We start from the raw sequence: 24,167 nt of genomic DNA, 5'->3' as shown, positions 1-24,167 counted from the left end.
CTCTGTGATTAACATCATATATCGCCGCCAATATGCTGCTCAACCCCAGAATGTTAACGTTATCATGCGCCATCTTCCTTACTGAGACCATAATGATGAAAAAACATCATTCTCGTAGTTATCCGCTGTTGAGCGCCCTGCTGTTCTTCTTCTTTGTAAGCTGGTCCTCCTCCAGTTCGCTGTTTTCCATCTGGCTGCATCAGGAAGTGGGGATGCGGGCCTCGGACACCGGGATTATTTTCTCTGTGCTGTCGGTGTCGGCGCTGTGCGCGCAGGTCTGCTACGGCTTTATTCAGGATCGGCTGGGCTTACGGAAAAACCTGTTGTGGTACATGACCGCCCTGTTGATCCTCTCCGGCCCGGCTTTCTTACTGTTCGGCTACCTGCTGAAAATCAATATCTTAGTCGGCAGCATCTTCGGCGGACTGTTTGTGGGCATGACCTTTAACGGCGGCATCGGCGTGCTGGAGTCTTATACCGAGCGCGTGGCACGACAGAGTACCTTTGAGTTTGGTAAAGCCCGCATGTGGGGCTCGCTGGGCTGGGCGGTGGCGACCTTCTTCGCCGGACTGCTGTTTAATCTCAACCCGAAACTTAACTTCCTGGTGGCCTCCTGCTCTGGCGTGGTGTTCTTTATCCTGCTGGCGCGGCTTAACGTCAGCACCCCCGCCAGCCTGGAAAAGCTGGAAACCGGCATCAGTAAAGTGACCCTGGAAGATGCCCTGCGCTTACTGACGCTGCCCCGCTTCTGGGCACTGGTGTTCTTCGTGGTCGGCACCTGTATTTATGGGGTGTACGATCAGCAGTTCCCGGTCTACTTCGCTTCCCAGTTCCCCACCCTGCGCGAAGGCAATGCCATGTTCGGCTACCTGAACTCCTTCCAGGTCTTTCTGGAAGCCGCCGGCATGTTCTGCGCCCCGTGGATGGTAAACCGTATCGGCGCAAAAAACGGGCTGATCTTTGCCGGGATGGTGATGGCGCTGCGCATGGTGGCGTCAGGCATGGTGGAAGGCCCGCTGCTGATTTCCATCACCAAACTGCTGCACGCGCTGGAACTGCCGGTGCTGCTGGTGTCCATTTTTAAATACAACAGCCTGCATTTTGACAAACGCCTCTCCTCAACCCTGTACCTGGTGGGCTTTGCCTGCACCAGCTCGGTGATTGCAACGGTATTGTCCCCGCTGGCGGGCTACAGCTACGAGAAATATGGCTTTGCTCAGTCCTACCTGATCATGGGGCTGATGGTGTTCTGCACCACCTTTTTCTCCGTCTTTCTGCTGCGTAATCAGAAATCCTTATCAGAAGGCGCGCCTCCGGCCCCTTCTTCCCTCTCACCACTCAAGAGTGAACAGTGATGACATTTCGACTTGAAGATGCTGAACAGGCGCTGATCCGCCAGCGCGACCAGATTACCCTCCGCTGGTATCCCCGCTATCATCTTGCTCCCCAGGCGGGATGGATGAACGACCCGAACGGGCTGGTGTGGTTTGACGGCTGGTATCACGCCTTTTATCAGCATCATCCCTACTCCACGCAGTGGGGGCCGATGCACTGGGGTCACGCCCGCAGCCTTGATATGGTCAACTGGGAGCACCTGCCCGTCGCCCTGGCACCAGAAGGGCCGGAAGATAAAGACGGCTGTTTTTCTGGTTCAGCAGTGGTCAACGGGGATGAGCTGGCGCTGGTTTACACCGGCCATAAATTTCACGGCGACCCGTCCAGTGACGATAACCTTTACCAGGTGCAGTGTCTCGCCACCAGCCGGGATGGCATCCATTTCAGCCGACAGGGTCAGGTGCTGGACACCCCTGCCGGGCTGCATCACTTCCGCGATCCTAAAGTGTGGCGGGAAGGACGGCACTGGTACATGGTGGTCGGTGCCCGTGAAGCGCATACCGGGCAGGTCAGGCTTTACCGCTCTGACGATCTGCACCGCTGGGAAGATGCCGGGATACTGGCTGAGGCCCCGCCGCACCTCGGCTTTATGTGGGAGTGCCCGGACTTCTTCACTCTGGCAGGCAAACAGATCCTGCTGATGTCTCCCCAGGGCATCCAGGCCCGGGGCTATGACCACCGCAACCTGTTCCAGAGTGGCTATATTGTCGGCCACTGGCAGCCAGGGACCGACTTTACCCAAGAGGGTGACTTCACCGAACTGGATCGCGGCCATGATTTTTATGCCCCGCAGACCTTTGTCACACCGGACGGCCGCCGGATGGTGATGGCGTGGATGAACACCTGGGAATCAGCGATGCCAGAGCAGCAGGACGGCTGGTGCGGCATGCTTACCCTGCCCCGGGAGCTCACCCTGACGGCCGATCATCGTCTGCAGATGACCCCGGCGCGAGAGGTGGAATGCCTGCGCCAGAGCTGGCATCCGTGGCCTGCCGGGAGGCTGAAAAACCAGCAGCAGTGCGTCATGGAAAATTGTGAAACCAGTGAGGTGCTCGTCAGCTGGAACCGGGCCACCAGCGATGCGGAACAGTACGGCATCAGCCTGTCAGACGGTCTGCGCCTGTATGTTGACAACCAGTCCCAGCGCCTGGTGCTGGCACGTCACTATCCGCTCTGCGGTCTGAGTGGCGAACGCAGCGTCGCGCTCCCTGCCGGGGATACGCTCTCCCTGCGCATCTTCTTTGACCGCTCCTCGGTGGAAGTGTTTGTCAACGATGGCGAAGCCTGCCTGACCAGCCGTATTTTCCCCGGGCAGCGTCAGCTGTCGCTGTTTGCCTGGTCCGGCAGCGCGGACGTCACCGCGTGCGGAGCCTGGGACTTAGCCTGACGCACTGCCCTGCGGCTCACCCGTGACCGCGGGTGAGCCTTTTGCCTCCCTACAAAATAATGTGCAAGGAATTTATCGATGAAAATAGCCGTCGGGATGATGCTGTGCGCCGGGATCTTTCCGGTCACCCTGTTTGCTGAAAGTACCTTAAGCGTTGAACAGCGTTTTCTATTACTCGAAGCGCGTTTGAAAAATGCAGAAAAACGCGCCGACCGGGCAGAAGCGGAAATGGTGAAATTAAAACAGAACACCCGGGGGGATAACGCCACCACTCCCCACGCGGCCACCACGCCTCCCCTCGCCGTGAGCCTGAACACCCCGACGGAACTGCGTTTTTATGGCGATGTGGAATTTAATGCCGACGCGGCCAGCCGCACGGGCAGCCTGACATCGTTAAAAACCAGCAGCAATAAAAGCTGGGCTCCCGGCAGTAAAGAACGCTGGGATATTAACGGCCGCATATTATTAGGCGTGGAGGGGATCCGCCAGGGTTCTGCAGGGAAATATGCCGGATTCAACGTTCAGCCGCTGGCCGATATTCGCGGGAAAATGAATCTGGACGATGCGGCTTTCTTTTTCGGTCAGAAAGACAGCTGGCAGGTGAAGACCGGGCGGTTTGAAGCCTGGGATATGTTTCCCCTCAATCAGGACACCTTTATCGAATACTCGGGCAATACCGCTAACGATCTGTACAGCGACGGCTACGGCTATATCTATATGATGAAGGAGGCGCGCGGCCGCAGTAACAGCGGCGGTAACCTGCTGCTGAGTCAAACCTGGGATAAGTGGTACGTTGAAGTGAACACCCTGATTGAGGATGGCAGCGCGCTGTATGTGGATCAGCGTTATCACGGCCGCACGATGGAAAACCAGAAAAATGTGATGTACGTGCGCCCGGTTGTGGCATGGCGATCCGATATCTGGTCCGTCGCCGCCGCCATGGAAAGCAATATCGTGAATAACGCCTATGGCTATACCGACCGCGAAGGCCGCTGGCGCGATCAGTCGGAGCGCACCGGCTACGGGCTGACCATGACGTGGAATACGTTAAAGAACAACCCGCAGAATGGCACCGTGGTGAACGTGAATACGGCCTATATGGATGCCCGGGAGGAAACCGATTTTAGCGCCGGGATTAATGCTCTCTGGCATCGTGTCGAACTGGGCTATATCTACGCCCATAATAATATCGCGGAATTCTCAGCGTCCGGTGTCAGTGAGGAGTGTACCGCTGACTGCGCTATCTTCCAGCCGGGGCGCTACGACATTCATACCCTGCATACCTCCTGGCAGCTTCCCGATATCCTCGATATGCCCAACTTCACGGTCTATCTTGGCGGTTACGCGTCATGGCTGAATGCCGCCGATGACGATCGGGGAAATCATCAGCCACGTTATGGCGCACGCGTGCGGGCGAAATACCTCTTTTAACACTGACGTCACCGCCAGGCAGGCCTGGCGGTTCCCCAGCCCCCGGTTAGTTACGCCATCCCAGCCCTGGCGCCACATGCTTAAGGATCGCTTCAATGGTGTGCGCGCAGTAATCCACCCCCAGCTGATTCGGCACGGTGAGCAGCAGCGTGTCGGCTTCGGCAATCGCTTCATCCTGCGCCAGCTGTTCAATCAGCCGGTCCGGTTCTGCGGCGTAGCTGCGGCCAAAAATCGCCCGGGTTTTCTCATCAAGATAGCCCACCTTGTCCCCCTCTTTGCCGCTGTTGCCAAAGTAGGCACGGTCCCTGTCATTCACCAGCGCAAAGATACTGCGGCTCACCGAGACACGTGGCGTGCGCAGGTGTCCGGCGGCTTTCCAGGCATCCCGGTAGGCGCGGATCTGAGCCGCCTGCTGAATGTGGAAGGGTTCACCCGTCTCATCGTCTTTCAGCGTTGAGCTTTGCAGGTTCATGCCCAGCTTTGCCGCCCACACCGCCGTGGCATTGGAACCGGCCCCCCACCAGATACGGTCACGCAGCCCTTCAGAGAACGGCTCCACGCGCAGCATCCCAGGGGGATTGGGGAACATCGGCTGCGGGTTTGGTCTGGCAAAGCCTTCGCCGCGCAGCACATCCAGCAGCACCTCGGTGTGATGACGCGCCATATCCGATTCATTTTCCCCTTCTGCGGGCTGATAGCCGAAATAGCGCCAGCCGTCGATCACCTGCTCCGGCGAGCCACGGCTGATGCCGAGCTGCAGACGCCCCCCGGAGATCAGGTCAGCGGAACCGGCGTCTTCCGCCATATACATCGGGTTTTCATAGCGCATATCGATCACCCCGGTGCCAATCTCAATGCGCCGGGTTTTCGCCCCGACGGCGGCCAGCAGCGGGAAGGGGGAACTTAACTGACGGGCGAAGTGGTGGACGCGAAAATACGCGCCGTCTGCACCGAGCTCTTCCGCCGCCACGGCCAGGTCGATAGACTGTAACAGGGCGTCAGCGGCTGAACGGGTGCCGGACTGCGGGGACGGTGTCCAGTGACCGAATGACAGGAATCCAATACTTTTCATAGGGTTTCTCAACAGGATAAAACGAATCAATTCAGTATAAGTACGCGCTATCTCGCCACCTGGCAAGGATTGCTATCCAAAATGAATTATCGTATAACAATTCACTCCGAGGGGTGTCCTGTATGGGCTGAGATGGCGTAATAAGCCGAACCCTTTGAACCTGATCTGGGTCATGCCAGCGAAGGGACGGGTAGGCATTATTCTCGCCTGATCACACCTCCGCGCACCTGGATCGCCACTTAAATGAGGGGATTCTGTGTCGAACACCATTGAGCCTGTCGATTTCAGCCACGGCCTGTACGGACGTTTACGCCAGCAGGCGGGGAACGACTGGCAGGACTATGTGGCGCATCCGTTTATTCAGCAACTTTCACGCGGTACGCTGCCCGAAACCGCCTTTCGCCGCTATCTGACCCAGGATTACCTGTTTCTGATCCACTTTGCCCGTGCCTGGGCGCTGCTGGTCAGCAAGCTGCGCACGCTGCCGGAGATGCGTGCCGCTACCGCTTCGCTCAATGCCATTGTCAGCGAACTGCCGCTGCACGTCCGCTACTGCGAGAGCTGGGGGCTGAACGAGGCACAGATGGCTGCTGAACCGGAGGCGGCAGAAACCATGAATTACACCCGCTACGTGCTGGATATCGGTCACTCAGGGGACGCGCTGGATCTGCTGGCCGCCCTGCTCCCCTGTGTGGCAGGGTATGCCGAAATCGGCCTGGGCCTGCTGGCCTCTCCCAGGACGGTGCTGGCTGGCAGCCCTTACGCTTCCTGGATCCGCAACTATGCGGACCCGGACTACCTCACCGGGGTGCGTGCCGCCCTTGCACTGCTGGAAACGGTCGGCCAGCAGCGGGGAGCCGAAAGCCGCTTCCCTGCCCTGTCCGAGATTTTTACCACCGCTACCCGCCTGGAGTCGGCTTTCTGGCAGATGGGACTCAACGCGGTAGCGACCCCATGACCGCCCATTCCGCTTCGCCACCGCCGGGCATCGCGGTTCGCCATCTGACGCTGCGCTTCGGCCCGCGCCCGCTCTTCAGCGATCTCAGCGTGGATATTCCCGCCGGGCGTTTTGTCGCGCTGCTGGGGGCCAGCGGCTGCGGCAAAACCAGCCTGCTGAAGATCATTGCCGGGCTGCTTCCGCCCGACGCCGGTTCGGTCTGCGGCAGCGACGGCCTGCCGCTGGCCGGGCGCATCGCCTGGATGGGTCAGAAAGATCTGCTTTATCCGTGGCTGTCGATCCGCGACAACGTCACCCTCGGCGCGCGGCTGCGCCGGGAGCCCGCCGATACTGACCGGGCTGACCACCTGCTGGCGCGCGTCGGACTGCACGACTATGCCGGCCTTCGTCCCGCCGCCCTCTCCGGCGGCATGCGCCAGCGTGCGGCCATCGCCCGCACCCTGTATGAGAACCGCCCCGTTGTGCTGATGGACGAACCCTTCTCTGCGCTCGACACGCTGACGCGGGCGAAGATCCAGACGCTGGCCGCTGAGGTGCTGGCGGACCGCACCGTACTGCTGATCACCCACGACCCGATGGAAGCCTGCCGCCTGAGCCACCATCTGCTGGTGCTCTTCGGGCACCCTGCGGCCATCGACGACACTCATACCATTGGCGGTCTGCCGCCGCGCGCGCCGGATGATGCTCACCTGCTGAAAAGCCAGGGGGCGCTGTTACAACAGTTGCTGAGGGCGGCAGGATGAGGGCCAGCCTGGCAGGTCACGCTCGCGGGCTGATGATTTTTGTGGGGCTGATCCTGCTGTGGTGGCTGTTCACCCTGAGTGCCATTCCCGCGTTTTTGCTGCCCTCACCCATCGCGGTAGCCAGTGCGCTGTGGCAGGGGGGCGCCTTTCTCGCTTATCACAGCCTGATCACCGCATCGGAAGTGCTGGCCGGGCTGGTGCTGGGCGTGTTGCTGGGGTCACTGCTGGCCATCCTGATGATCGTCTCCCCCCGTCTGCAGCGCTGGCTGATGCCGGTGGTGCTGACCAGCCAGGCCATTCCGGTATTTGCACTGGCCCCGCTGCTGGTTCTGTGGTTTGGCTTTGGCATCAGCGCCAAAGTGGCGATGGCGGTGCTGGTGATTTTTTTCCCGGTCACGTCGACCCTGTTTGACGGGCTCAGGCGGGTCAATCAGGACTATCTCGACCTGGCCCGCACCATGGGGGCCTCTGGCTGGGCCCAGCTGCGCCACGTCCGCCTGATGGCGGCGTTACCGGCATTCGGTTCCGGCCTGCGGATGGCCGCCGCCGTGGCACCGATTGGCGCAATTATCGGGGAATGGGTCGGGTCCGCCGGAGGGCTGGGCTTCGTTATGCTGAACGCCAACGCGCGCATGCAGACGGACCAGTGTTTTGCCGCATTGTTTATTCTGGTGCTGATGACCGTCTTACTCTGGATGGCCGTCGACACCCTGCTCCACCGCCTGATTAACTGGGCACCTGAATCATGATGATAACCTCTGGAAGGAAGATAAAATGATCAAGAACATCTGCGCCGGACTGCTGTTAAGCGGGGTCTGCAGCAGTGCGTCAATGGCTGGCGAGAAACTGACGCTGGTGCTCGACTGGTATATTAATCCGGATCATGCGCCGATTATGGTGGCAGAGCAGATCGGGGCCTTTAAGGCCGAGGGACTGGATGTGACGATTATCCCGCCTTCCGATCCGTCGCTGCCGCCACGCATGGTGGCCGCCAGACAGGCGGACCTTGCCATCACCTATCAGCCCCAGCTGCATTTCTTCGCCGATGATGGCCTGCCGCTGGTCCGCGTGGGAACGCTGATTAATACGCCGCTGAATACCGTTATCACCCTGGATAAGCGCATTACCTCCCCGTCAGGGCTGAAAGGCAAGACCGTCGGTTATTCGGTCAGTGGTATTGAACAGGTGACGCTGAGCACCATGATGAAGCATCAGAAACTCAGTCTGAAAGAGATAAAGATGATTAACGTTAACTTCCAGCTGACCAGCGCCCTGCTGGCCGGGCAGGTGGATGCGGTGATCGGCGGTTACCGCAATATTGAAGCGGAGGAGCTGAGATTACAGGGTAAAGATCCGGTGGTGCTCAACGTCGAGGATTACGGCGTACCGGCTTATGACGAGCTGGTGATTGTCGCCAACCGCGACAGCGTGAACGAACCGAAGGTGAAGAAATTCCTCGCGGCGCTGAAAAAAGGCAACGACTATCTGCAGAAACACCCGCAGGAGAGCTGGCTGGCCTTTGCTAAAGCGCACCCGGAACTGAACACGGAGCTGAACCGCGTTGCCTGGCAGAAAACCCTGCCGCTGTTTGCCCGCGATCCGGCCTGGCTCGACGTGAAGCGCTACACCGACTACGAGCAGTTCCTGTTTAACAATAAGCTGCTGAAAAAGATCACCCCGGTTGCAGACTACGCGGTGGAACTGCACTAATCCTCCCTGCGGGCGACCGGAAAAAAGGGCTTCAGGACGCCCCGTGCAAATCATCGTCTCGGGCGTCCGTACATTAAGCTGCCCCCTGCTGCAACAGCACTATCCGCTTGCCGGGGGTGGGCTGCTGTAATGATCGGCCCGACCGCCCCGGCGATAAAAATTCGCCATAGATAATGATAACTATTATCATAAAAGCCACACCCACCTCCCCGGAGTCACTATGTCCCCCTTCCCTCCTGAACGCCTTACCACCGACTGCTGCATCGCAGGCGGCGGCCCGGCCGGACTGATGCTCGGCTACCTGCTGGCCCGCGCCGGTGTGCAGGTGGTGGTGATTGAAAAACACGACGACTTTCTGCGCGACTTCCGCGGCGACACCATCCATCCCTCCACGCTGCAAATCATGCACCACCTTGGCCTGCTCGACGAACTGCTGCAGCTACCGCACCAGCGTGCGCCGCGCCTGGAGGCAGAGATTGGCGGTGAAGAGGTGACGCTGGCGGATTTTTCCCGCCTGCCGGTCAAATGCCGCTTTATGGCGTTTATGCCGCAGTGGGATTTCCTCAACTTTCTGAAAGAAAAAGCCGCCGCCCTGCCGACGTTTTCGTTCTATCCCGCCACGGCCTTCAGCGAACTGCTGCATGACGCTGACCGCGTCGCCGGCGTGCGTGCCACCCATGCCAGCGGCAGCAGCGAGATCCGCGCAGCGCTGGTGGTGGGCTGCGACGGGCGGCACTCCAGGGTCCGACAGCAGGCCGGACTGACCGGGCAATCGTTCGGTTCGCCACGGGATGTGCTGTGGTTCCCACTCAACAAGCGTGATGATGACCCGGAATGGAACACCGGTCATAAAGGACCGAAGCAGAACTTTATCATGCTCGATCGCGGCAGCTACTGGCAGTGCGGTTACTCCATCACCAAAGGGGATTACGAACCGATAAAGGAGAACGGGATTGAGGCGTTTAAACAGCAGGTTGCTGCCGTCGCCCCGTTCCCGGTTGAACGCATGGCGGAGCTGACGGACTGGCAGCCGGTCAAACTGCTGGATATTCGTATCGACCGGCTGGATGCGTGGATGAAACCCGGGGTGCTCTGCATCGGGGATGCGGCTCACGCCATGTCGCCTATCGGCGGTGTCGGGGTGAACCTCGCCATCCAGGATGCGGTGGCCGCAGCCAATATTCTCACGCCCGCCCTGCGCAGCGGCAGCGTTCCCCTGCGTCTGCTAAAAAAAGTGCAGCAGCGGCGTCAGTTCCCTACCCGCGCCACGCAGTTTATCCAGATAAAGATGAGTGGCAAAAAGCGTAAAGAGGGGGAAAGCAGCCCGCTGCCGCGCATCATTAAACGTTTCCCGTTTCTGCCGTATGTCTTTGGCTGGATTATCGGTCTGGGCTTTCGCCGCGAGAAGCCGCGTCGTTTCAGGGCACGGTCCTGAAACAGTCTCTTGCAACAACAGCATTTATCGTTCAGAGGTTGTTTAGCTTTCGTTTAACAACCGATGAATAAAAATGATAATAATTATCATCTCTTTTCTGGCAGGAATACCGATACCATGAGCCCGTTGAAAACCTTACCCGCGCTGCTGCTCGCCGCGATGCCATGCCTGGCATTTGCCACCACCTATCCTGTGACCGTCACTGATATGGACGGGCAGAAGCTGGTGATACAGCACCCACCGCAGCGGGTGATCCTGCAGGATGGCCGCGACATTCTGAACCTGGCATTGCTAGACCGTGAAGACCCGTTTAAGCGGGTGGTTGCCTGGAATAACCTGCTGAAAAAGCAGGATACCGGCAGCTGGGAGATGCTGAAAAAACGCTGGCCCGAGGCAGACAAGATCCTCGACATGGGCTTTTCTGACCAGGGGGAAGTGAACCTTGAAACCGTCATCGCCAGAAAGCCTGACCTGATGATCGCCCAGCTGCGCGCCAAACCCGCCCTGCAACAGACCGGCGTCCTGGATCAGCTCAGTGCGCTGAAGATCCCGGTGCTGTTTGTTGATGATGAACTGCACCCGGTTAAGAATACTGCGGCCAGCGTCACTCTGCTGGGCACGGTGCTGGATCAGGAAGCGCGCGCGAAGGCCTACACGGATTATTACACGCAGAAGCTCAATGCCGTTCAGGCTGCGGTCAAAGACGTGTCGCCAAAACCGCGGGTGTTTGTTGAGCCGATTGCCGGCATCGGCGGCGGCGGGGCCTGCTGCTTCACCCACGGCCATAACGGCTGGGGCGCGTTAATTGAAGCGACGGGGGCAAAAAATATAGGTTCTGACCTGCTGCCGGGCACCAGCGGCACCATCGCAGTGGAGAAAGTGATCAGCCTGAACCCGGACTACTATGTGATGAGCGGCTCGAAGCGCGGCGGTAAAGCCAGCCCGGTGATCCCTCTGGGTTACAATACTGATATCAGCGAGATCAAAGCCAGCTTCGACCATCTGCGCGATCGTACCGGTGTGAAAGATATCCCGGCGGTGAAAGCGGGCAGAGTCGCCGCGGTTTACCACCACTTCTATAACCATCCGTATAACATTATTGGCATTGAGATGCTGGCGAAGGACTTCTACCCGCAGCAGTTCAGCCAGACCAACCCTACCGCGGACTATCATCATATTATCCGCACGTTCACCCAGCTGCCGGATGAACCGATTAATATCGAATATCACCCGCAATAATCTTTTCCAGATCGCTGACCAATCGCGCTGAATATCAGCGCGATTGGTCTTTCCCTGCTGCATAACCAAGTGAGCCGCGTGCCTCCTCTGCGAGGCGGCTGACCGTCTGCGCGACAACATCGTTATGCAGAATGGCGACGATCTGATGGCGTTATTTCGCCGTCAGTTCCCGGCGCACGATCTCTGCGCCGGCGCTTAACGCCTGCAACTTACCTCTGGCAACCTGACGGGATAACGGGGTCATTCCGCAGTTGGTCGAAGGATAAAGCTTGTCGGCATCAACAAACTGCAGGGCCTTACGCAGCGTCTCCGCGACTTCCTCCGGGGTCTCAATGGTATTGGTTGCCACATCAATCGCCCCGACCATCACTTTTTTACCGCGGATCAGTTCAATCAGATCCATCGGCACGCGAGAGTTCTGGCACTCCAGAGAAACGATATCGATGTTAGACGTCTGCAGCTTAGGGAAAATTTCTTCATATTGCCGCCATTCTGACCCCAGCGTTTTTTTCCAGTCGGTATTGGCTTTGATGCCATAGCCGTAGCAGATATGCACCGCCGTTTCACACTTAAGCCCTTCAATGGCCCGTTCCAGGGCAGCAATACCCCAGTCATTCACCTCGTCAAAGAACACATTAAACGCCGGCTCATCAAACTGAATAATATCGACACCGGCCGCCTCTAATTCTCTGGCTTCCTGATTGAGAATTTTAGCGAATTCCCAGGCCAGTTTTTCACGGCTTTTGTAGTGGCTGTCGTACAGCGTGTCGATCATGGTCATCGGGCCAGGCAGTGCCCACTTGATCGGTTTGCTGGTTTGCTGGCGTAAAAATTTCGCGTCTTCCACGAACACCGGCTTCTGGCGGCTGACGGCACCGACCACGGTCGGCACGCTCGCATCATAGCGATTACGAATTTTGACGATTTCACGTTTCGCAAAATCTACGCCGCTGAGGTGCTCAATAAAGGTGGTCACAAAATGCTGGCGCGTCTGTTCGCCTTCACTGACGATATCGATACCCGCCTGACGCTGATCTTCCAGGCACAGGCGCAGCGCGTCATATTTACCGTCGATCAACTCGTCCCCTTCCAGTTTCCAGGGTGACCAGAGTGTCTCAGGCTGTGCAAGCCAGGAGGGTTTCGGCAGACTGCCTGACGTCGATGTCGGTAACAAAATTTTCATAACAGGTGACCTTAATTTTTTGGTTAATCAAAGAACGTAATGGGCAGACCATTGCTCAAGAAGCGCACGGTAAGGTTTGATAAAATGTTCTTCAGTATATTTACCCTGCTCAATAGCCAGCTGGCTGCGTTCTTCGCGATCGTAAACAATTTTCGTTAATGCATAATCCTGTTGATTCAGGTCAGGCTGATATTCCTGCCCGGCCACCGCATTCGCATTATAAATTTCCGGGCGGTAGATCTTCTGGAACGTTTCCATCGTGCTGATGGTGCCGATCAGCTCCAGATCCGTGTAGTCGCCGGTCAAATCGCCGGTAAAATAAAAGGCCAGCGGCGCAACGCTACCTGACGGCATAAAATAACGCGCCTGCAGACCCATTTTATTGAAGTAATGGTCAGTCATTGACAGGGCATTTTGCTGATATTCCACACCCAGTACCGGATGGCGATAGTCAGTCCGGTGATAAGTATTTTTACTCGACACACTCAGGCAGATCACCGGTGCTTTAGAAAAATGGCTTTTATAGGTTTCCGAATTGACGAAGCTTTTAAATAAGTTACCGTGCAGGTCACCGAAATTGTCGGGCGTACTGAATTTAGTGCTGTTCCTGTTATGCTCTAACAGAACGACGCTAAAATCATAATCACGCACGTAAGAGGAGAAATTATTGCCGGTGATACCCTCAATACGCTCGCCCGTTTTATGGTCCACAATATGGTTTTTCAGTATTTCGATCACCGGAAAGGGAATACCTTTCCCTTCAACATCCATGGCTACAGAAATAATTTCCAGTTCAACGGAATAACGATCGCCCTGTGGATTATCCTGACAGGCGAGTGTATTAAAACGGTCGTCGATCATTTTCAGCGCATTGCGCAGATTATCCTGACGCTTCTCCCCTCTGGCCAAATTAGCAAAGTTGGTCGTAATGCGCGTATTTTCAGAGGGATTATAATTTTCGTCAAAAGTAAGGCTTTTAATCGTAAATTTTAATTGATTATTCATCGTTAGCTTGTCCTGATTTCTGATATAAAAACCTGAAGGTATTTCTTGCTTTTTCAGTGTTTTTTACTTTAATTTTTCTGGTTTTCTTATTCAGTCATCTTCATACTGGCCAGAGCTTATTGCATGGCTTATTTATGACAGAGTAGCTGAATGAGTAAAAGTGATTTAATTTCACCGCTGCATGAGTCATCTTCATGATCGATGGGCAGGAGCGGTTCTGGCATCATGGCTGAAGCGCTGACTGAGCGGGGCCTCTGCTGGACGCGGAAGAGATCAGGGCCGGTGACGTCATAACGATGACGCGTTATCAGGAACAGGCAAACATGAAAACTGACTGGCACAGCGCCGCGCTCACCCCTGAAACCCTGGTGGATGCCGGCTATAAAAATACGCAAAACGTCCGCCGCTTTATGATCGCACAGTGCGGTGAACGCTTTCGCTTCGACCGCGACTTTATGGCCTGGATACGAAATGATACTCCCAAAACCCTGGCGGAGGTTGTCGCCGAGTGGAAGCGCAGACATCCGGCATGAAAGTCATTATGGGTGCAGATATAGCCAGGTACCGCTTTGACGTATGTATCAGCGGATGTTCCGGCACCTGTCATTTTGAGAATTCTGCCAACGTTTGTGAGGTGCCGCTGACGGTGAAGTGAGAGAGACGGTAGCTCTCCGGGATCTCATCGTTCTTACCGCTGCGTAATTCTTCAGAAACCCGCCTGCCGATTGCAGCGGCGCATGTAACAGCTGGGTGCATAACTGCGACGTAGACGCTCTCGCTCTCATCAGTAAAGCCAGGAACGGGGTCCCCATCCTGCAGAACAGGGCACTCACCTGTTGAGTATTGGGTGACAGAAGCCACTTCTGCGCCTCTGAACCTGCTTCTCAGGCCCCCACGATGACCATCCTTTTTTTCATACTCACCACTGTAACCTTCTCCTGTGGGGTAAACATCGCCGTGCCTGATGCAGAGGTTATTTATCACGGCCAACCTGGCAGAATGGCAAAGCACATGACCAAAACGCTTCAGGACAGCAGCTCTACAGGCTTTGTTTAGAAGTCCGCTATTCGCTCACTGCGGACCTTTACAAAATATCGGTAAGCTCAAATTCCTCAAAGACAAGTTCCATTTCCTCAGAATAAGTGCCTTCACGTTCAAAATAACGTTTGTGCCCTTCCTTCCAATACTCCAGACTTAAATCACCTTCACCTTCTTTGCTGGCCAGCTCGCTCGTCATTTCACAGAAGCGAATGACCTGCATCCTGATAGTCTGGATCACGCAAACAGGCTGTCCGGTTCCGTCCAGAATGATATTGTAACTTCCAACGCTGGGAGCTTCGCCTCGTTCATATTCACGCTGAAAAGAAGCTGCCGAACAGCATGTTGCTGTTTTAATCCCACTCAAAACCAGTTGAACGAGTTCGTCAGCAAGTTCAGGGCTGTCGCCAAAATGCCATGCAAGTGCACCAGGATAAATGCTTTTTAATTCATCGAGCTTTGTCATTGTCAGCCTTGGTTAATTTCATTTTTTTGTAGGAAGTAACCTCTTTCCGATTACTATGAACTATTTAAGCCAAATCTATATCTGTCTGGCGCCACTGCGAACTTCCGCTCCCCGCTCATAGCGTAAACCCTGGGTTTACCGCCGCTGCGCAATTATCCAGTCCCTTTCCTGGTTGACTTCAAACACCGCTGCTCACCCGATATACTCTTTTACCTGTCGTTCACGCTTTGTAAAAACAAGAGGCTAACGTTGAATATTGTCTTAGAAAAATTCAGTCAACAGGACTTTGCTGACTATTTTAAGCTGGTCAGCAATGCACAGGTGATGGCGATGATCACCGAGCGTGCTGTCCCCCATGATGAAGCCCGCCGCGATTATGACCAGCTGTTAAAAGACAATGCGGAATCCGCAGAGCTGGGGCATTTCAGGATTTCAGATGCGCAGGATGGCCACTTCATCGGACTGGGTAAACTGTTGCCGCTTGCTGACCCGCCCGGGACCGCGGAGCTGGGGTATATGCTGCTACCGGATTACTGGGGCAAAGGCATTGCCAGCCAGGTTGCCGCGTGGCTGATGGATCGGGCGCACCACGCTACAGCGTTAACCCACCTGATAGCCATCATCGATCCTGCGAATCTGGCCTCAAGAAAAATACTCATCAATCACCATTTCACGTCGCAGGAGTTCAGGGAGTTCGACGGTCTGCCTGGCGAGATTCTGGCCCGGGCGCTGTAAAACTCTGTCCCGGCCTGAAAGAACCGGCCCGTCGCGTTTGCCACGGTCCGGTTCCACCGACAGCCTATTTCTTCTTATTCAGCAGCGACTGTAAGTCAGCAAAAGGATTGTAGGTTGCCGCTGCCACGTCGTTCTGCGCGTCCTCTCCCGCCACCACGCGGGTGCCGTACTGGTCAGCTTCCGTGTACTTGGAGTGTTCGTGATCGTGGCAGTACAGGCACAGCAGCTCCCAGTTGCTGCCGTCTTCCGGGTTATTGGTATGATCGTGATCGATATGGTGAACCGTCAATTCACGCAGGTTGGAATAAACAAATTCGCGGGCGCAGCGTCCGCAGACCCACGGATAAATTTTCAGGGCTTTTTCACGGTAGCCGCTTTCCAGCCGCGCGTAGTTTTTGGGGATCAGAGCCATTGCCGGTGTTACCTGTCACAGAGGGATAATTGTCGATTGGCTGCCAATATAGCCCACAATGAACGGAAGGAAAAATGAAAGAGAACCCGGTTTTAACTTCGGGGTGACAGCCCCCCCCCGCACCCGCGGTGGGGGGTGTCTGCCTGATATTATACGATCGCGGCCTCCTGATTCAGCATGGAATGGGCATGCTCCTCACCAAAGCGAATACGCCGGTGGCTGATGTGGTCAATCAGCGCCTCATCATGGCTGACCACCAGCAGCGCACAGTTTTGCCCCGCGGCCACTTCCACCAGCAGTTCAATGGTTTGCTGCTGGGTCAGCAGATCGAGGCGTGACGTCGGCTCATCGGCAAACAGGAACACCGGATCCAGCAACAGCACGCGCAGCAGGGCAAAACGCTGCAGCTCACCGCCGGAGATCTCACCGGGATGGCGATCGAGCAGCAGTGGCCGCAGCTTCAGACGCGCCATCAGCGGCGCAATGCGGTCGCCATTCAGCTGATGCCGTTTCACCACGTCGCCCAGCGCCTGACGTAGCGTCACGCGCGGAGCAAAGGAAGAAGGCGGATCCTGAAAAATCTTCTGATAGCGCACTGCCGCTATCTGGCGGTCGCGCACCACCGTCCCGCTGTCGGCGGAAAGCAGGCCGAGCAGGATATCGCCAAAGCTGCTCTTGCCGCAGCCGCTGGGTCCGGTAATACCGATAACCTCACCCGCATGGATACGCAGTGACTGATTGCTGAACAGCTGACGTCCGCCGCGATGCAGGCTCAGATTATGGGCTTCCAGCACCACCTCCCGCTTGGGCACCGCCCGCCGGTGAGCGGGCCAGCGGGACGGATCGGCCGCCAGCAGCGCCCGGGTGTAAGGATGCTGCGGTTGCGTCAGTACCTGCTCTGCACTCCCCCGCTCGATAATCTCGCCGCGCAGCATCACCGCCACCTCGCCGCCAATCTGCCGCGCCAGTTCAATATCATGAGTAATGGTCAGCAGCCCGCCGCCCGCCTGCACTTCCTGTAACAGCAGCGCGATCACCTCATCGCGCCGCGCCACGTCCAGCCCTTTAGTTGGCTCATCGGCGACGATAATGTTCGCTCCCCCCGCACGTGCAGCGGCAAAGGCCACGCGCTGGGCCATCCCGCCGGACAGCGCCTGTGGCAGGCGATCTGCCGCTCCGGCCACGCCCAGCGCCGCCAGATCGTCCCGCGCCGCTTCCCGCGCCGGTCCCTTCTTCATGCCGCGCAGAAAACGGTAGCTCTCTGCCACCTGTTCCCCCGCACGCATAGTCGGATCCAGCGCCAGCCAGGGTTCCTGCGGCAGGATCCCCAGGGTATGGCCCCAGAGTGCGCGTGCCGGGCGGCTGGCCAGCGGGTGCGCCCTGCCAGCAAAGTGCAGGGTGCCCCCGGCTTCCAGCCCCGGCGGCAGCGTGCCGATCACCGCCTGAGCCAGCAGGCTTTTACCGGACCCGGTCTCTCCCAGCAGCGTAAATGGCTGTCCGGCCCGTAGGGTGAAGGAGATCGGCTGCACCGGCAGGTCGCCGCCGGTCACCGTCGCCTGGTCAATATCCATCAGGATCATGATTTCTCCCTCCCTGCCAGCAGCAGCAGACTTAACACCAGTAAAAAGACCACGGCCACCGGCTGCAACAGCGCATAAGGCGCCTCTTCGTAGTACGGCAGCAGTTCGGTCATCATCAGCCCCAGCTCCGGGGTGGGTGGACGTACGCCAACGCTGACAAAGCCGAGCGCGGCGATCGCCATCACGGCACTGGCCGCACCAAACGCCGCGACGGTCAGCACCACCGGGGCCATCTCCGGCCACAGATGGCGGCGAAAGATCAGCCACGGACTGAGTCCCAGCAGCCGCGAGGCCTGAACGGCGGGTGAACTCAGCACCGGCCGGGCTATGGCGCGGCTGATGCGGAAGTACTCAACCCACAGCAGCAGCGAAATACCGACATACAGCATCACGGCGGAGTCCGGCACCAGCGCGGTGAGCAGCAGCACCAGCAGCAGCCCCGGCAGCGCGAGAAAAGCATCGGCCAGCAGCGACACGCCGCGGTCAACCACGCCTCCCCGCCAGGCGGCGAGTACTCCAAGCAGGATGCCGGGGATCATCGCACTCAGCACGCTAACCAGCGCCAGCCCCAGCGACAGGCGGATGGCCGCCGTCAGGCGGGCAAACAGCGAACGTCCCAGGTGGTCATAGCCAAACGGCGCGCTGAGGTTGGGCCACTGCAGCGCCAGCATCAGCTTCTGGCGCACCGGATCCTGCGGCCACAGCAGCGGCAGTACAAAAGCAAAGATCACCAGCAGCAGCAGCAGCGCCGCACCGGTGCGTTGCGCCAGCGAACTGCGGCGCACTATCGTCATCATCATGCGTTCTTCCTTCGCGGATCCAGCCAGTAACACAGCCCGTCACTCAGGGCATTGAGCAGGACAAACATCAGCCCCATCACCAGGGCTGTTCCCTGGATCATCGGTACGTCACGGGCAAAAATGGCGTGCACCAGCGCATGGCCAATGCCCGGCCAGGCAAACAGGGTTTCCACCACGATCACCCCTTCGATCAGGTAAATAAACTGCACGCTGAGGTAGGTCACCAGCGGCACGCTGACGTTGCGCAGTCCGTGACGCCAGAACAGCGTGCGTTCATTCAGCCCTTTGGTGCGGCCAAACGTATACCAGGCCGCGTCCGTGACCTGGCGCATGGCATTGCGCGCCACCCGGCTGGACACCGCCGCCAGCCCGAGCGCCAGCGTCAGCGCCGGCAGCAGCACGTGCTGCACGTCGCCATACCCGGCCGCAGGCAGCCAGCGCAGGCCGAGGGCGAAAATCAGTACCAGAATCAGACCAAGCACAAAGTGCGGCAGCGCGCGCAGCGTGGTGGACAAGGCCAGCAGCATCCGGTCAAGCCGCCCGCCGGGGGACAGTCCGGCGAGGATGCCCAGCGGCGGACCGAGCAGCAGCGACAGCAGCAGCGCCACCGCCGCCAGCAGCAGGGTCTGCCCCAGCTGATGACCCACCTCTTCCATCACCGGCGCACCGGAAACCAGCGAGTTACCGGGGTTGAAGTGCAGCAGCTGCACAAACCAGTCGGCCAGCGCCTGCCAGGCCGGGCGGTCCAGCCCCAGCTCCTGCTGAACCGCACTGGCGGCGGCAGCATCCACCCGATCGTAGCCGTAGCGCCCGGCGGCGATGCGGTAAGCCATATCCCCCGGCAGCGAGCGCATCAGGACAAACGTCAGGCCGCCGACCAGCAGCGCCACCAGTCCGGCCTGCAGCAGGCGGTAGCCCAGTATCCGTATCATTCAGCCCACCCCATCTTTTCCAGCCCAAAGGTACGTTCGAACGGATCGAGGGTGGCCCCGCTCAGGCGTGGGGATACCGCGGCGGTCTGCTGATACCAGGCCACCGGAATAACCGGCAGGTCGGTTTGCAGAATATGCGTCAGCTGCTGGCGTTCGGCCTGGCTTTTTGCCGGGTCGCGGCCCTGTACCAGATCGGCCAGCGTCTGGTTAAAAGTGGCGTTGTGCCAGTTCATCGCCCCCCAGTCCCCGCCCTGTGGGGCATAGTCCTGCAGCAACGTCCCCAGCGGATCCGGGGTCAGCGCGAAGTTACGGGCCACCAGGGCCAGTTCCAGCGTGCCGTCATGATGTTTAGCCGCAATTTCCCCGGAGTTAGTGGCGTTGATCGCAACCTCTATGCCCACCTCACGCAGCTGCTGCTGGATGGCTGCGGCAATCAGCGGCAGCTCCGGGCGATCGGGATAGGTGGTCAGCGTCAGGGAAAACGGCTTGCCGTTACGCTGCAGCGTGCCACCGGCTCCCGGCGTCCAGCCCAGTTCTGCCAGCAGCGCCTTCGCCTGCTGTGGCTGACTCGTGAGTGGTTTCAGGCTGGTGTTATGCCACTGTGCCACCGACGGGGGAAACAGCTGGCTGGCCGCCGCCGGGTAACGCAGGATCGCCCGGGCGATACCTTCACGATCCAGCGCCATACTCAGCGCCTGACGAACGCGCACGTCATTCAGCAGCGGATGGCCCGCATTGACCTTCAGCAGCACGCTGCGCGGAATGGAGACGGCCAGCAGCTGCACGTTGCGGTTATTTTTCAGGCGGCTGCGGCTGGCAGGATCGAGGTTCAGCACCATATCGGCATTGCCGCTTTCCGCAAGCAGCGCCCGCGTTTCCGCACGTCCTACGGCCATATAGCTGGCCTGCTCAATAGCGGGCGCTTTGCCCCAGTAGTCGTGAAAACGGGTGACCGTCAGTTTCTGCGGTGCCTGCAGTGAGGTCAGGCGATACGGGCCGCTGCCGACAATCTGTACCACTTTATTTTTCGCATCGTAAGCAGCCGGGGCGAGGATCTGGGCGCGGTTTTCCGCCAGCATACTCAGCAATGGGGTAAACGGCTGGCTGAGGGCAATAACCACTTTTCCCTCTTCGGCACGAATGGCGGTAATCGGGGCTTTATCCAGCAGGCCAGGCTTGCTGCGCGAAACGTCCAGCGCATGGACGACGCTCTCTGCCGTCAGCGCGCTGCCATCATGGAACTTTACGTCAGGACGTAGCGTAAAGCGCCACAGCAGGCCGTCGTCAGACACTGTCCAGCTTGTCGCCAGACCCGGCAGCGGTTGCCCGGCGGTATCAGCACTGACGAGGGTTTCAACAATCGACATTTTCAGAAAGATATCGCCGGAGAGCGTCGGGTCAGTCCCTTTGATTTCGAAGGGGGCCACCAGCGCGGCAACCCGCTCAGGGGCTGCGCTGGCCGGGGCGGCTATGGCTGCCAGCATCAGGGCCAGCAGCGGCGAGCGTAAAAAAGTGTGCATCAGATTATCAATCCTTTATCCAGAGAAACGGAACAGCGCAGGCTGAAGCCCGCGCTGCGGATGATAACTGTTACTTTATAACATTACAATTGGCAATCGATGGTTACAGTTCCCCGTATTTAACGGGGATTCTGTGTGCATTGGGATACCGCCTGGGTGTGTCAGTCTTTTTTGTCGCTGACAGTCTGGCTTCAGGTCTGAGGCCAGTTAAGCACGCCGGATCGGCAAAGCCCGCCTCCCTGCGGGCCTCGGCACGCGACGACCTCCCGCGTGACGTCCGGCTTACCTCAAACACGTCCACTACGGTTTGAGGTGACCCGGATTCAACGTCTCAGATGCATATCTGCCCTCAGCGTCACTCTCCAGCGGCCTGACCTGCGCCGTCATCACCCCCTCACCTTCGCCGTATTTATGCTGTAAGGCCCGCTGCATCTCATGCAGGATTTCGCCATCCAGCTTGTAGTGGCGCAGATAGATCCACAGCGTCAGGACAAAGAACAGCAGCGGTACGCCGATCATGATCCCCTGCATTCCCACGATAGTGCTGGCCGACTGCTGCACGCCCGGCACATAGCCCACCACCCCCAGCATGACGCCGATCAGCAGCCCGGCAAAGGCCGCGCCGGCTTTGACCACCATCGTCTGCACCGAGAAGGCGATACTTTCGATGCGCACGCCCAGCGCATAATCCCCGTAGTCGACGGTGTCCGCGACCATAATGACCAGCATTACCCAGAAGAACGCGCCGCCAATATTCACCAGGATCCCGGACAGGGAGATCAGCGTGGCGCTCTGCGGTGCGTACATCCCCACCGCCAGCAGCAGCAGGCAGCTCATCACCGGTAGCACCGACGCGCTGATCCAGATCGCCCGGCGGGAGAAGCGTGCAACCAGTTTCGGGAAGCAGAGAATGGCAATCAGGTTGGCAATCCCGGCGTACATCATGTACCAGGGGAACAGCTCCGCCCGGCCCACCACATAGGTGAAGTAATAGATGGCAAACGCCGTAATGACGTTGTGCGCAAGGTTCCACGCCAGGGCCATCAGCAGCAGGGCAAAAAGCGGACGGTTGCGGAAAATCATACTGACCACCGCTTTAATCGTGGTGTGCTCTGGCGCATTCGGCACGGCAGACGAGGAATATTTCTCTTCAATATTGCGCAGGGTAATGAGGGCCGACAGGATGAAGAACACCACGAGGATCAGCGAGAACAGCATAAATCCCTGCCCTTTATTGCCGTCCCCCAGGTAGTTAACCAGCGGCAGACCGATGACGCCGGTGGTATAGCCGGCCAGGCTGGCAAAGAAACGCGGCCACGGGATCAGCGCTTCACGTTCGCGCTTGTCAAGGGTAATGCAGGGCACCAGCGACCAGAACGGCACATCCATCAGGGTATAGGTAAAGCCCCACAGCAGATAAGTGGCCCAGATCCAGGCAATCAGCGCGCCGCCCTCAAAGTGATGGGCACAGAATACCGACACCAGCACCACCGAGTTCGTCAGCGTACCGATCAGGATCCAGGGCTTAAACTTGCCCCAGCGCGTCTGGGTACGCTCGACAATCCAGCCCATGACCGGGTCAAAAAAAGCATCCAGAATACGGGCGACCAGGAACAGCGAAGCCACCATGCTCACCGATACACCCACCACGTCGGTGTAGTAGTACATCAGATACATATAGATAATGCCGATGGCAAAATCCTTACCGAATGCGCCCAGCCCGTAGCTGATTTTTGTTTTTACTGAAACTGTCATCGTTGTCTGTCCCTGCCAGTGTCATCATGCAGGGCCCCCACAAAGGTGCCCTGCGCCAGAGAGCGTTAGCGGTAAGCCGGGAGCCAGTCGCCGTGGGCGGCGATCAGCTCATCACAGAGTTTCACCGTGTCATCAATCGACAGTTCAGCGGAGGTATGTGGATCAAGCAGCGCTGCGTGATAGATATGATCCTTTCTGCCGGTGACGGCCGCCTCAATGGTCAGCAGCTGAGTATTGATATTGGTGCGGTTCAGCGCGGCCAGCTGCGGCGGCAGGTCGCCCACGAAGCACGGCGTCACGCCCTGCCCGTCCACTAGGCACGGCACTTCCACACAGGCTTCGGTCGGCAGGTTGGTGATCAGCCCGTGATTCAGCACGTTACCGCCAATTTTGTAGGGAACGTCGGTCTCCATCGCTTCAATCATCCACGAAGCATATTCATGGCTGCGGGTGTGGGTCAGGTTCTCGTTCTGCGTCAGCTTGTCACGCTGCTGGTGCCAGCGATCAATCTGTTCGATACAGCGGCGCGGATACTCATCCAGCGGAATATTAAATCGCTCGATCAGCTCAGGGTAGTTGCGCTTGATCCAGTACGGCATATATTCCGCATTGTGCTCTGAGGACTCGGTGACGTAATAGCCAAACACGCGCATGATTTCATGCCGTACCATATCGTCATGCTTATCGGTCAGCGCCAGCGCGCGACGTTTGATCTCCGGGTAGATATCTTCCCCATTGCGGGTGATATTCAGCAGCCACGCCATATGGTTAATCCCGGCAATCTGCCACTTCACTCCGTCCGTCGGCATATCCACGGACTTCAGCAGCGTTTCGGCACACACCTGCACGCTGTGACACAGGCCGACGGTTTTTATACCGGTATGTTGCAGCATGGCGCCGGTCAGTGAGGCCATCGGGTTGGTGTAGTTCAGCAGCCACGCGTCCGGGCAGACCGCTTCCATATCACGGGCAAAGTCCATCATCACCGGGATGGTGCGCAGCGCACGGAAGATGCCCCCAATACCGAGGGTGTCGGCGATGGTCTGGCGCAGGCCATATTTTTTAGCAATCTCAAAATCGGTGATGGTGCAGGGATCGTAACCGCCGACCTGAACGGCATTAATCACATAGCTGGCCCCCGCCAGCGCACGGCGGCGCTGCTCAACGCCGGCAAACTTTTCAATTTTCGCTTTGCCCTGACACAGATTCGCGTTGAGGTTATTCAGCATCAGCCACGAGTCGTTTAGCCGTTCGGCATCGATGTCATACAGGGCAATATCAACCTGCTGTAATGCCGGCGTGGCCAGAATATCTCCCAGCACGTTTTTCGCAAATACCGTACTGCCCGCCCCAAGAAAGGTAATTTTCATC

Annotated in this window: 22 protein-coding genes and 1 riboswitch; of the genes, 11 read left to right on the top strand and 11 right to left on the bottom strand. The window is 58.0% G+C overall.

The annotated features are described in order from the left end of the window. Window positions 1-92: 92 nt before the first annotated feature. The 3 genes from K6L24_RS08585 (at window position 93) to K6L24_RS08575 (ending at window position 4,213) form a co-directional block, all read left to right on the top strand. Entirely contained in the window at window positions 93-1,355 is a 1,263-nt protein-coding gene (locus tag K6L24_RS08585; protein WP_222682187.1) for an MFS transporter, read from the top strand. Next, complete coding sequence (locus K6L24_RS08580) at window positions 1,355-2,782, top strand: glycoside hydrolase family 32 protein (RefSeq protein WP_245006728.1); 1,428 nt, start codon at window positions 1,355-1,357, stop codon at window positions 2,780-2,782. The genes K6L24_RS08585 and K6L24_RS08580 overlap by 1 nt, the downstream gene beginning before the upstream one ends. 78 nt (window positions 2,783-2,860) lie before the next feature. Then, window positions 2,861-4,213: a carbohydrate porin gene (locus K6L24_RS08575; protein WP_222682185.1), complete on the top strand. Its 1,353-nt coding sequence runs from the start codon at window positions 2,861-2,863 to the stop codon at window positions 4,211-4,213. 46 nt (window positions 4,214-4,259) lie between these two features. On the opposite strand, the gene K6L24_RS08570 is transcribed toward K6L24_RS08575, so the two are convergent. Next, window positions 4,260-5,285 carry an LLM class flavin-dependent oxidoreductase gene (locus tag K6L24_RS08570; protein ID WP_062742637.1) on the bottom strand — a complete coding sequence of 342 codons (1,026 nt, stop codon included), beginning with the start codon at window positions 5,283-5,285 and terminating at the stop codon, window positions 4,260-4,262. 99 nt (window positions 5,286-5,384) lie between these two features. Then, window positions 5,385-5,489, top strand: a riboswitch (TPP riboswitch). A gap of 64 nt (window positions 5,490-5,553) precedes the next feature. Here K6L24_RS08570 and K6L24_RS08565 point away from each other — a divergent pair. The 6 genes from K6L24_RS08565 (at window position 5,554) to K6L24_RS08540 (ending at window position 11,370) form a co-directional block, all read left to right on the top strand. Further along, window positions 5,554-6,243 carry a TenA family protein gene (locus tag K6L24_RS08565; RefSeq protein ID WP_222682310.1) on the top strand — a complete coding sequence of 230 codons (690 nt, stop codon included), beginning with the start codon at window positions 5,554-5,556 and terminating at the stop codon, window positions 6,241-6,243. After that, the gene (locus K6L24_RS08560) at window positions 6,240-6,986 is read left to right on the top strand and encodes an ABC transporter ATP-binding protein (RefSeq protein ID WP_222682184.1); all 747 of its coding nucleotides are present in this window, start codon (window positions 6,240-6,242) and stop codon (window positions 6,984-6,986) included. Before K6L24_RS08565 ends, K6L24_RS08560 begins: the two co-directional genes overlap by 4 nt. Beyond that, the gene (locus K6L24_RS08555) at window positions 6,983-7,735 is read left to right on the top strand and encodes an ABC transporter permease (RefSeq protein WP_222682183.1); all 753 of its coding nucleotides are present in this window, start codon (window positions 6,983-6,985) and stop codon (window positions 7,733-7,735) included. Before K6L24_RS08560 ends, K6L24_RS08555 begins: the two co-directional genes overlap by 4 nt. 25 nt (window positions 7,736-7,760) lie before the next feature. Further along, the gene (locus K6L24_RS08550; protein ID WP_222682182.1) at window positions 7,761-8,696 is read left to right on the top strand and encodes an ABC transporter substrate-binding protein; all 936 of its coding nucleotides are present in this window, start codon (window positions 7,761-7,763) and stop codon (window positions 8,694-8,696) included. A gap of 220 nt (window positions 8,697-8,916) precedes the next feature. Next, window positions 8,917-10,131, top strand: coding sequence for an FAD-dependent oxidoreductase (locus K6L24_RS08545; RefSeq protein WP_118663856.1), 1,215 nt, complete (start codon window positions 8,917-8,919; stop codon window positions 10,129-10,131). A gap of 117 nt (window positions 10,132-10,248) precedes the next feature. After that, window positions 10,249-11,370, top strand: a complete 1,122-nt coding sequence (locus tag K6L24_RS08540) for an ABC transporter substrate-binding protein (protein ID WP_062743076.1) — start codon at window positions 10,249-10,251, stop codon at window positions 11,368-11,370. 151 nt (window positions 11,371-11,521) lie between these two features. Here the strand turns inward: K6L24_RS08540 and K6L24_RS08535 are convergent, their stop codons facing one another. Both K6L24_RS08535 and K6L24_RS08530 read right to left on the bottom strand, forming a co-directional pair. Next, the gene (locus K6L24_RS08535) at window positions 11,522-12,553 is read right to left on the bottom strand and encodes a methionine synthase (RefSeq protein ID WP_222682181.1); all 1,032 of its coding nucleotides are present in this window, start codon (window positions 12,551-12,553) and stop codon (window positions 11,522-11,524) included. A 27-nt stretch (window positions 12,554-12,580) separates the two neighbouring features. After that, entirely contained in the window at window positions 12,581-13,558 is a 978-nt protein-coding gene (locus tag K6L24_RS08530) for a DUF1852 domain-containing protein (RefSeq protein WP_062742643.1), read from the bottom strand. Window positions 13,559-13,881: 323 nt separating this feature from the next. On the opposite strand from K6L24_RS08530, the gene K6L24_RS08525 reads away from it, so the two are divergent. Further along, a complete protein-coding gene (locus K6L24_RS08525) occupies window positions 13,882-14,091 on the top strand; it encodes a DUF6434 domain-containing protein (RefSeq protein ID WP_118665718.1) in 210 nt (69 codons plus the stop codon). Between the two features lie 551 nt (window positions 14,092-14,642). On the opposite strand, the gene K6L24_RS08520 is transcribed toward K6L24_RS08525, so the two are convergent. After that, window positions 14,643-15,062: an ASCH domain-containing protein gene (locus K6L24_RS08520; protein ID WP_118663854.1), complete on the bottom strand. Its 420-nt coding sequence runs from the start codon at window positions 15,060-15,062 to the stop codon at window positions 14,643-14,645. A 249-nt stretch (window positions 15,063-15,311) separates the two neighbouring features. Here K6L24_RS08520 and K6L24_RS08515 point away from each other — a divergent pair, with 249 nt between their 5' ends. Next, entirely contained in the window at window positions 15,312-15,797 is a 486-nt protein-coding gene (locus K6L24_RS08515; protein WP_187510171.1) for a GNAT family N-acetyltransferase, read from the top strand. Between the two features lie 64 nt (window positions 15,798-15,861). On the opposite strand, the gene yajD is transcribed toward K6L24_RS08515, so the two are convergent. From yajD to melA, 7 genes are all read right to left on the bottom strand, one after another. Further along, window positions 15,862-16,209: an HNH nuclease YajD gene (yajD, locus tag K6L24_RS08510; RefSeq protein WP_062742647.1), complete on the bottom strand. Its 348-nt coding sequence runs from the start codon at window positions 16,207-16,209 to the stop codon at window positions 15,862-15,864. 149 nt (window positions 16,210-16,358) lie between these two features. After that, the gene (locus K6L24_RS08505) at window positions 16,359-17,789 is read right to left on the bottom strand and encodes an ABC transporter ATP-binding protein (protein WP_222682180.1); all 1,431 of its coding nucleotides are present in this window, start codon (window positions 17,787-17,789) and stop codon (window positions 16,359-16,361) included. Continuing rightward, window positions 17,786-18,586 carry an ABC transporter permease gene (locus K6L24_RS08500; RefSeq protein WP_062743078.1) on the bottom strand — a complete coding sequence of 267 codons (801 nt, stop codon included), beginning with the start codon at window positions 18,584-18,586 and terminating at the stop codon, window positions 17,786-17,788. The genes K6L24_RS08505 and K6L24_RS08500 overlap by 4 nt, the downstream gene beginning before the upstream one ends. Beyond that, window positions 18,586-19,521, bottom strand: a complete 936-nt coding sequence (locus K6L24_RS08495) for an ABC transporter permease (RefSeq protein WP_062742649.1) — start codon at window positions 19,519-19,521, stop codon at window positions 18,586-18,588. The genes K6L24_RS08500 and K6L24_RS08495 overlap by 1 nt, the downstream gene beginning before the upstream one ends. After that, complete coding sequence (locus K6L24_RS08490; protein ID WP_191927424.1) at window positions 19,518-21,041, bottom strand: ABC transporter substrate-binding protein; 1,524 nt, start codon at window positions 21,039-21,041, stop codon at window positions 19,518-19,520. The genes K6L24_RS08495 and K6L24_RS08490 overlap by 4 nt, the downstream gene beginning before the upstream one ends. A 300-nt stretch (window positions 21,042-21,341) precedes the next feature. After that, window positions 21,342-22,796, bottom strand: a complete 1,455-nt coding sequence (melB, locus tag K6L24_RS08485; protein WP_062742651.1) for a melibiose:sodium transporter MelB — start codon at window positions 22,794-22,796, stop codon at window positions 21,342-21,344. Between the two features lie 65 nt (window positions 22,797-22,861). Then, window positions 22,862-24,166 carry an alpha-glucosidase/alpha-galactosidase gene (gene melA, locus K6L24_RS08480; RefSeq protein WP_187510168.1) on the bottom strand — a complete coding sequence of 435 codons (1,305 nt, stop codon included), beginning with the start codon at window positions 24,164-24,166 and terminating at the stop codon, window positions 22,862-22,864. Window position 24,167: the final 1 nt, after the last annotated feature.

It is taken from the genome of Erwinia persicina, assembly GCF_019844095.1.
GTDB classification, from domain to species: Bacteria; Pseudomonadota; Gammaproteobacteria; order Enterobacterales; family Enterobacteriaceae; genus Erwinia; species Erwinia persicina.
This window is presented reverse-complemented; position numbering and strand designations above follow the sequence as displayed.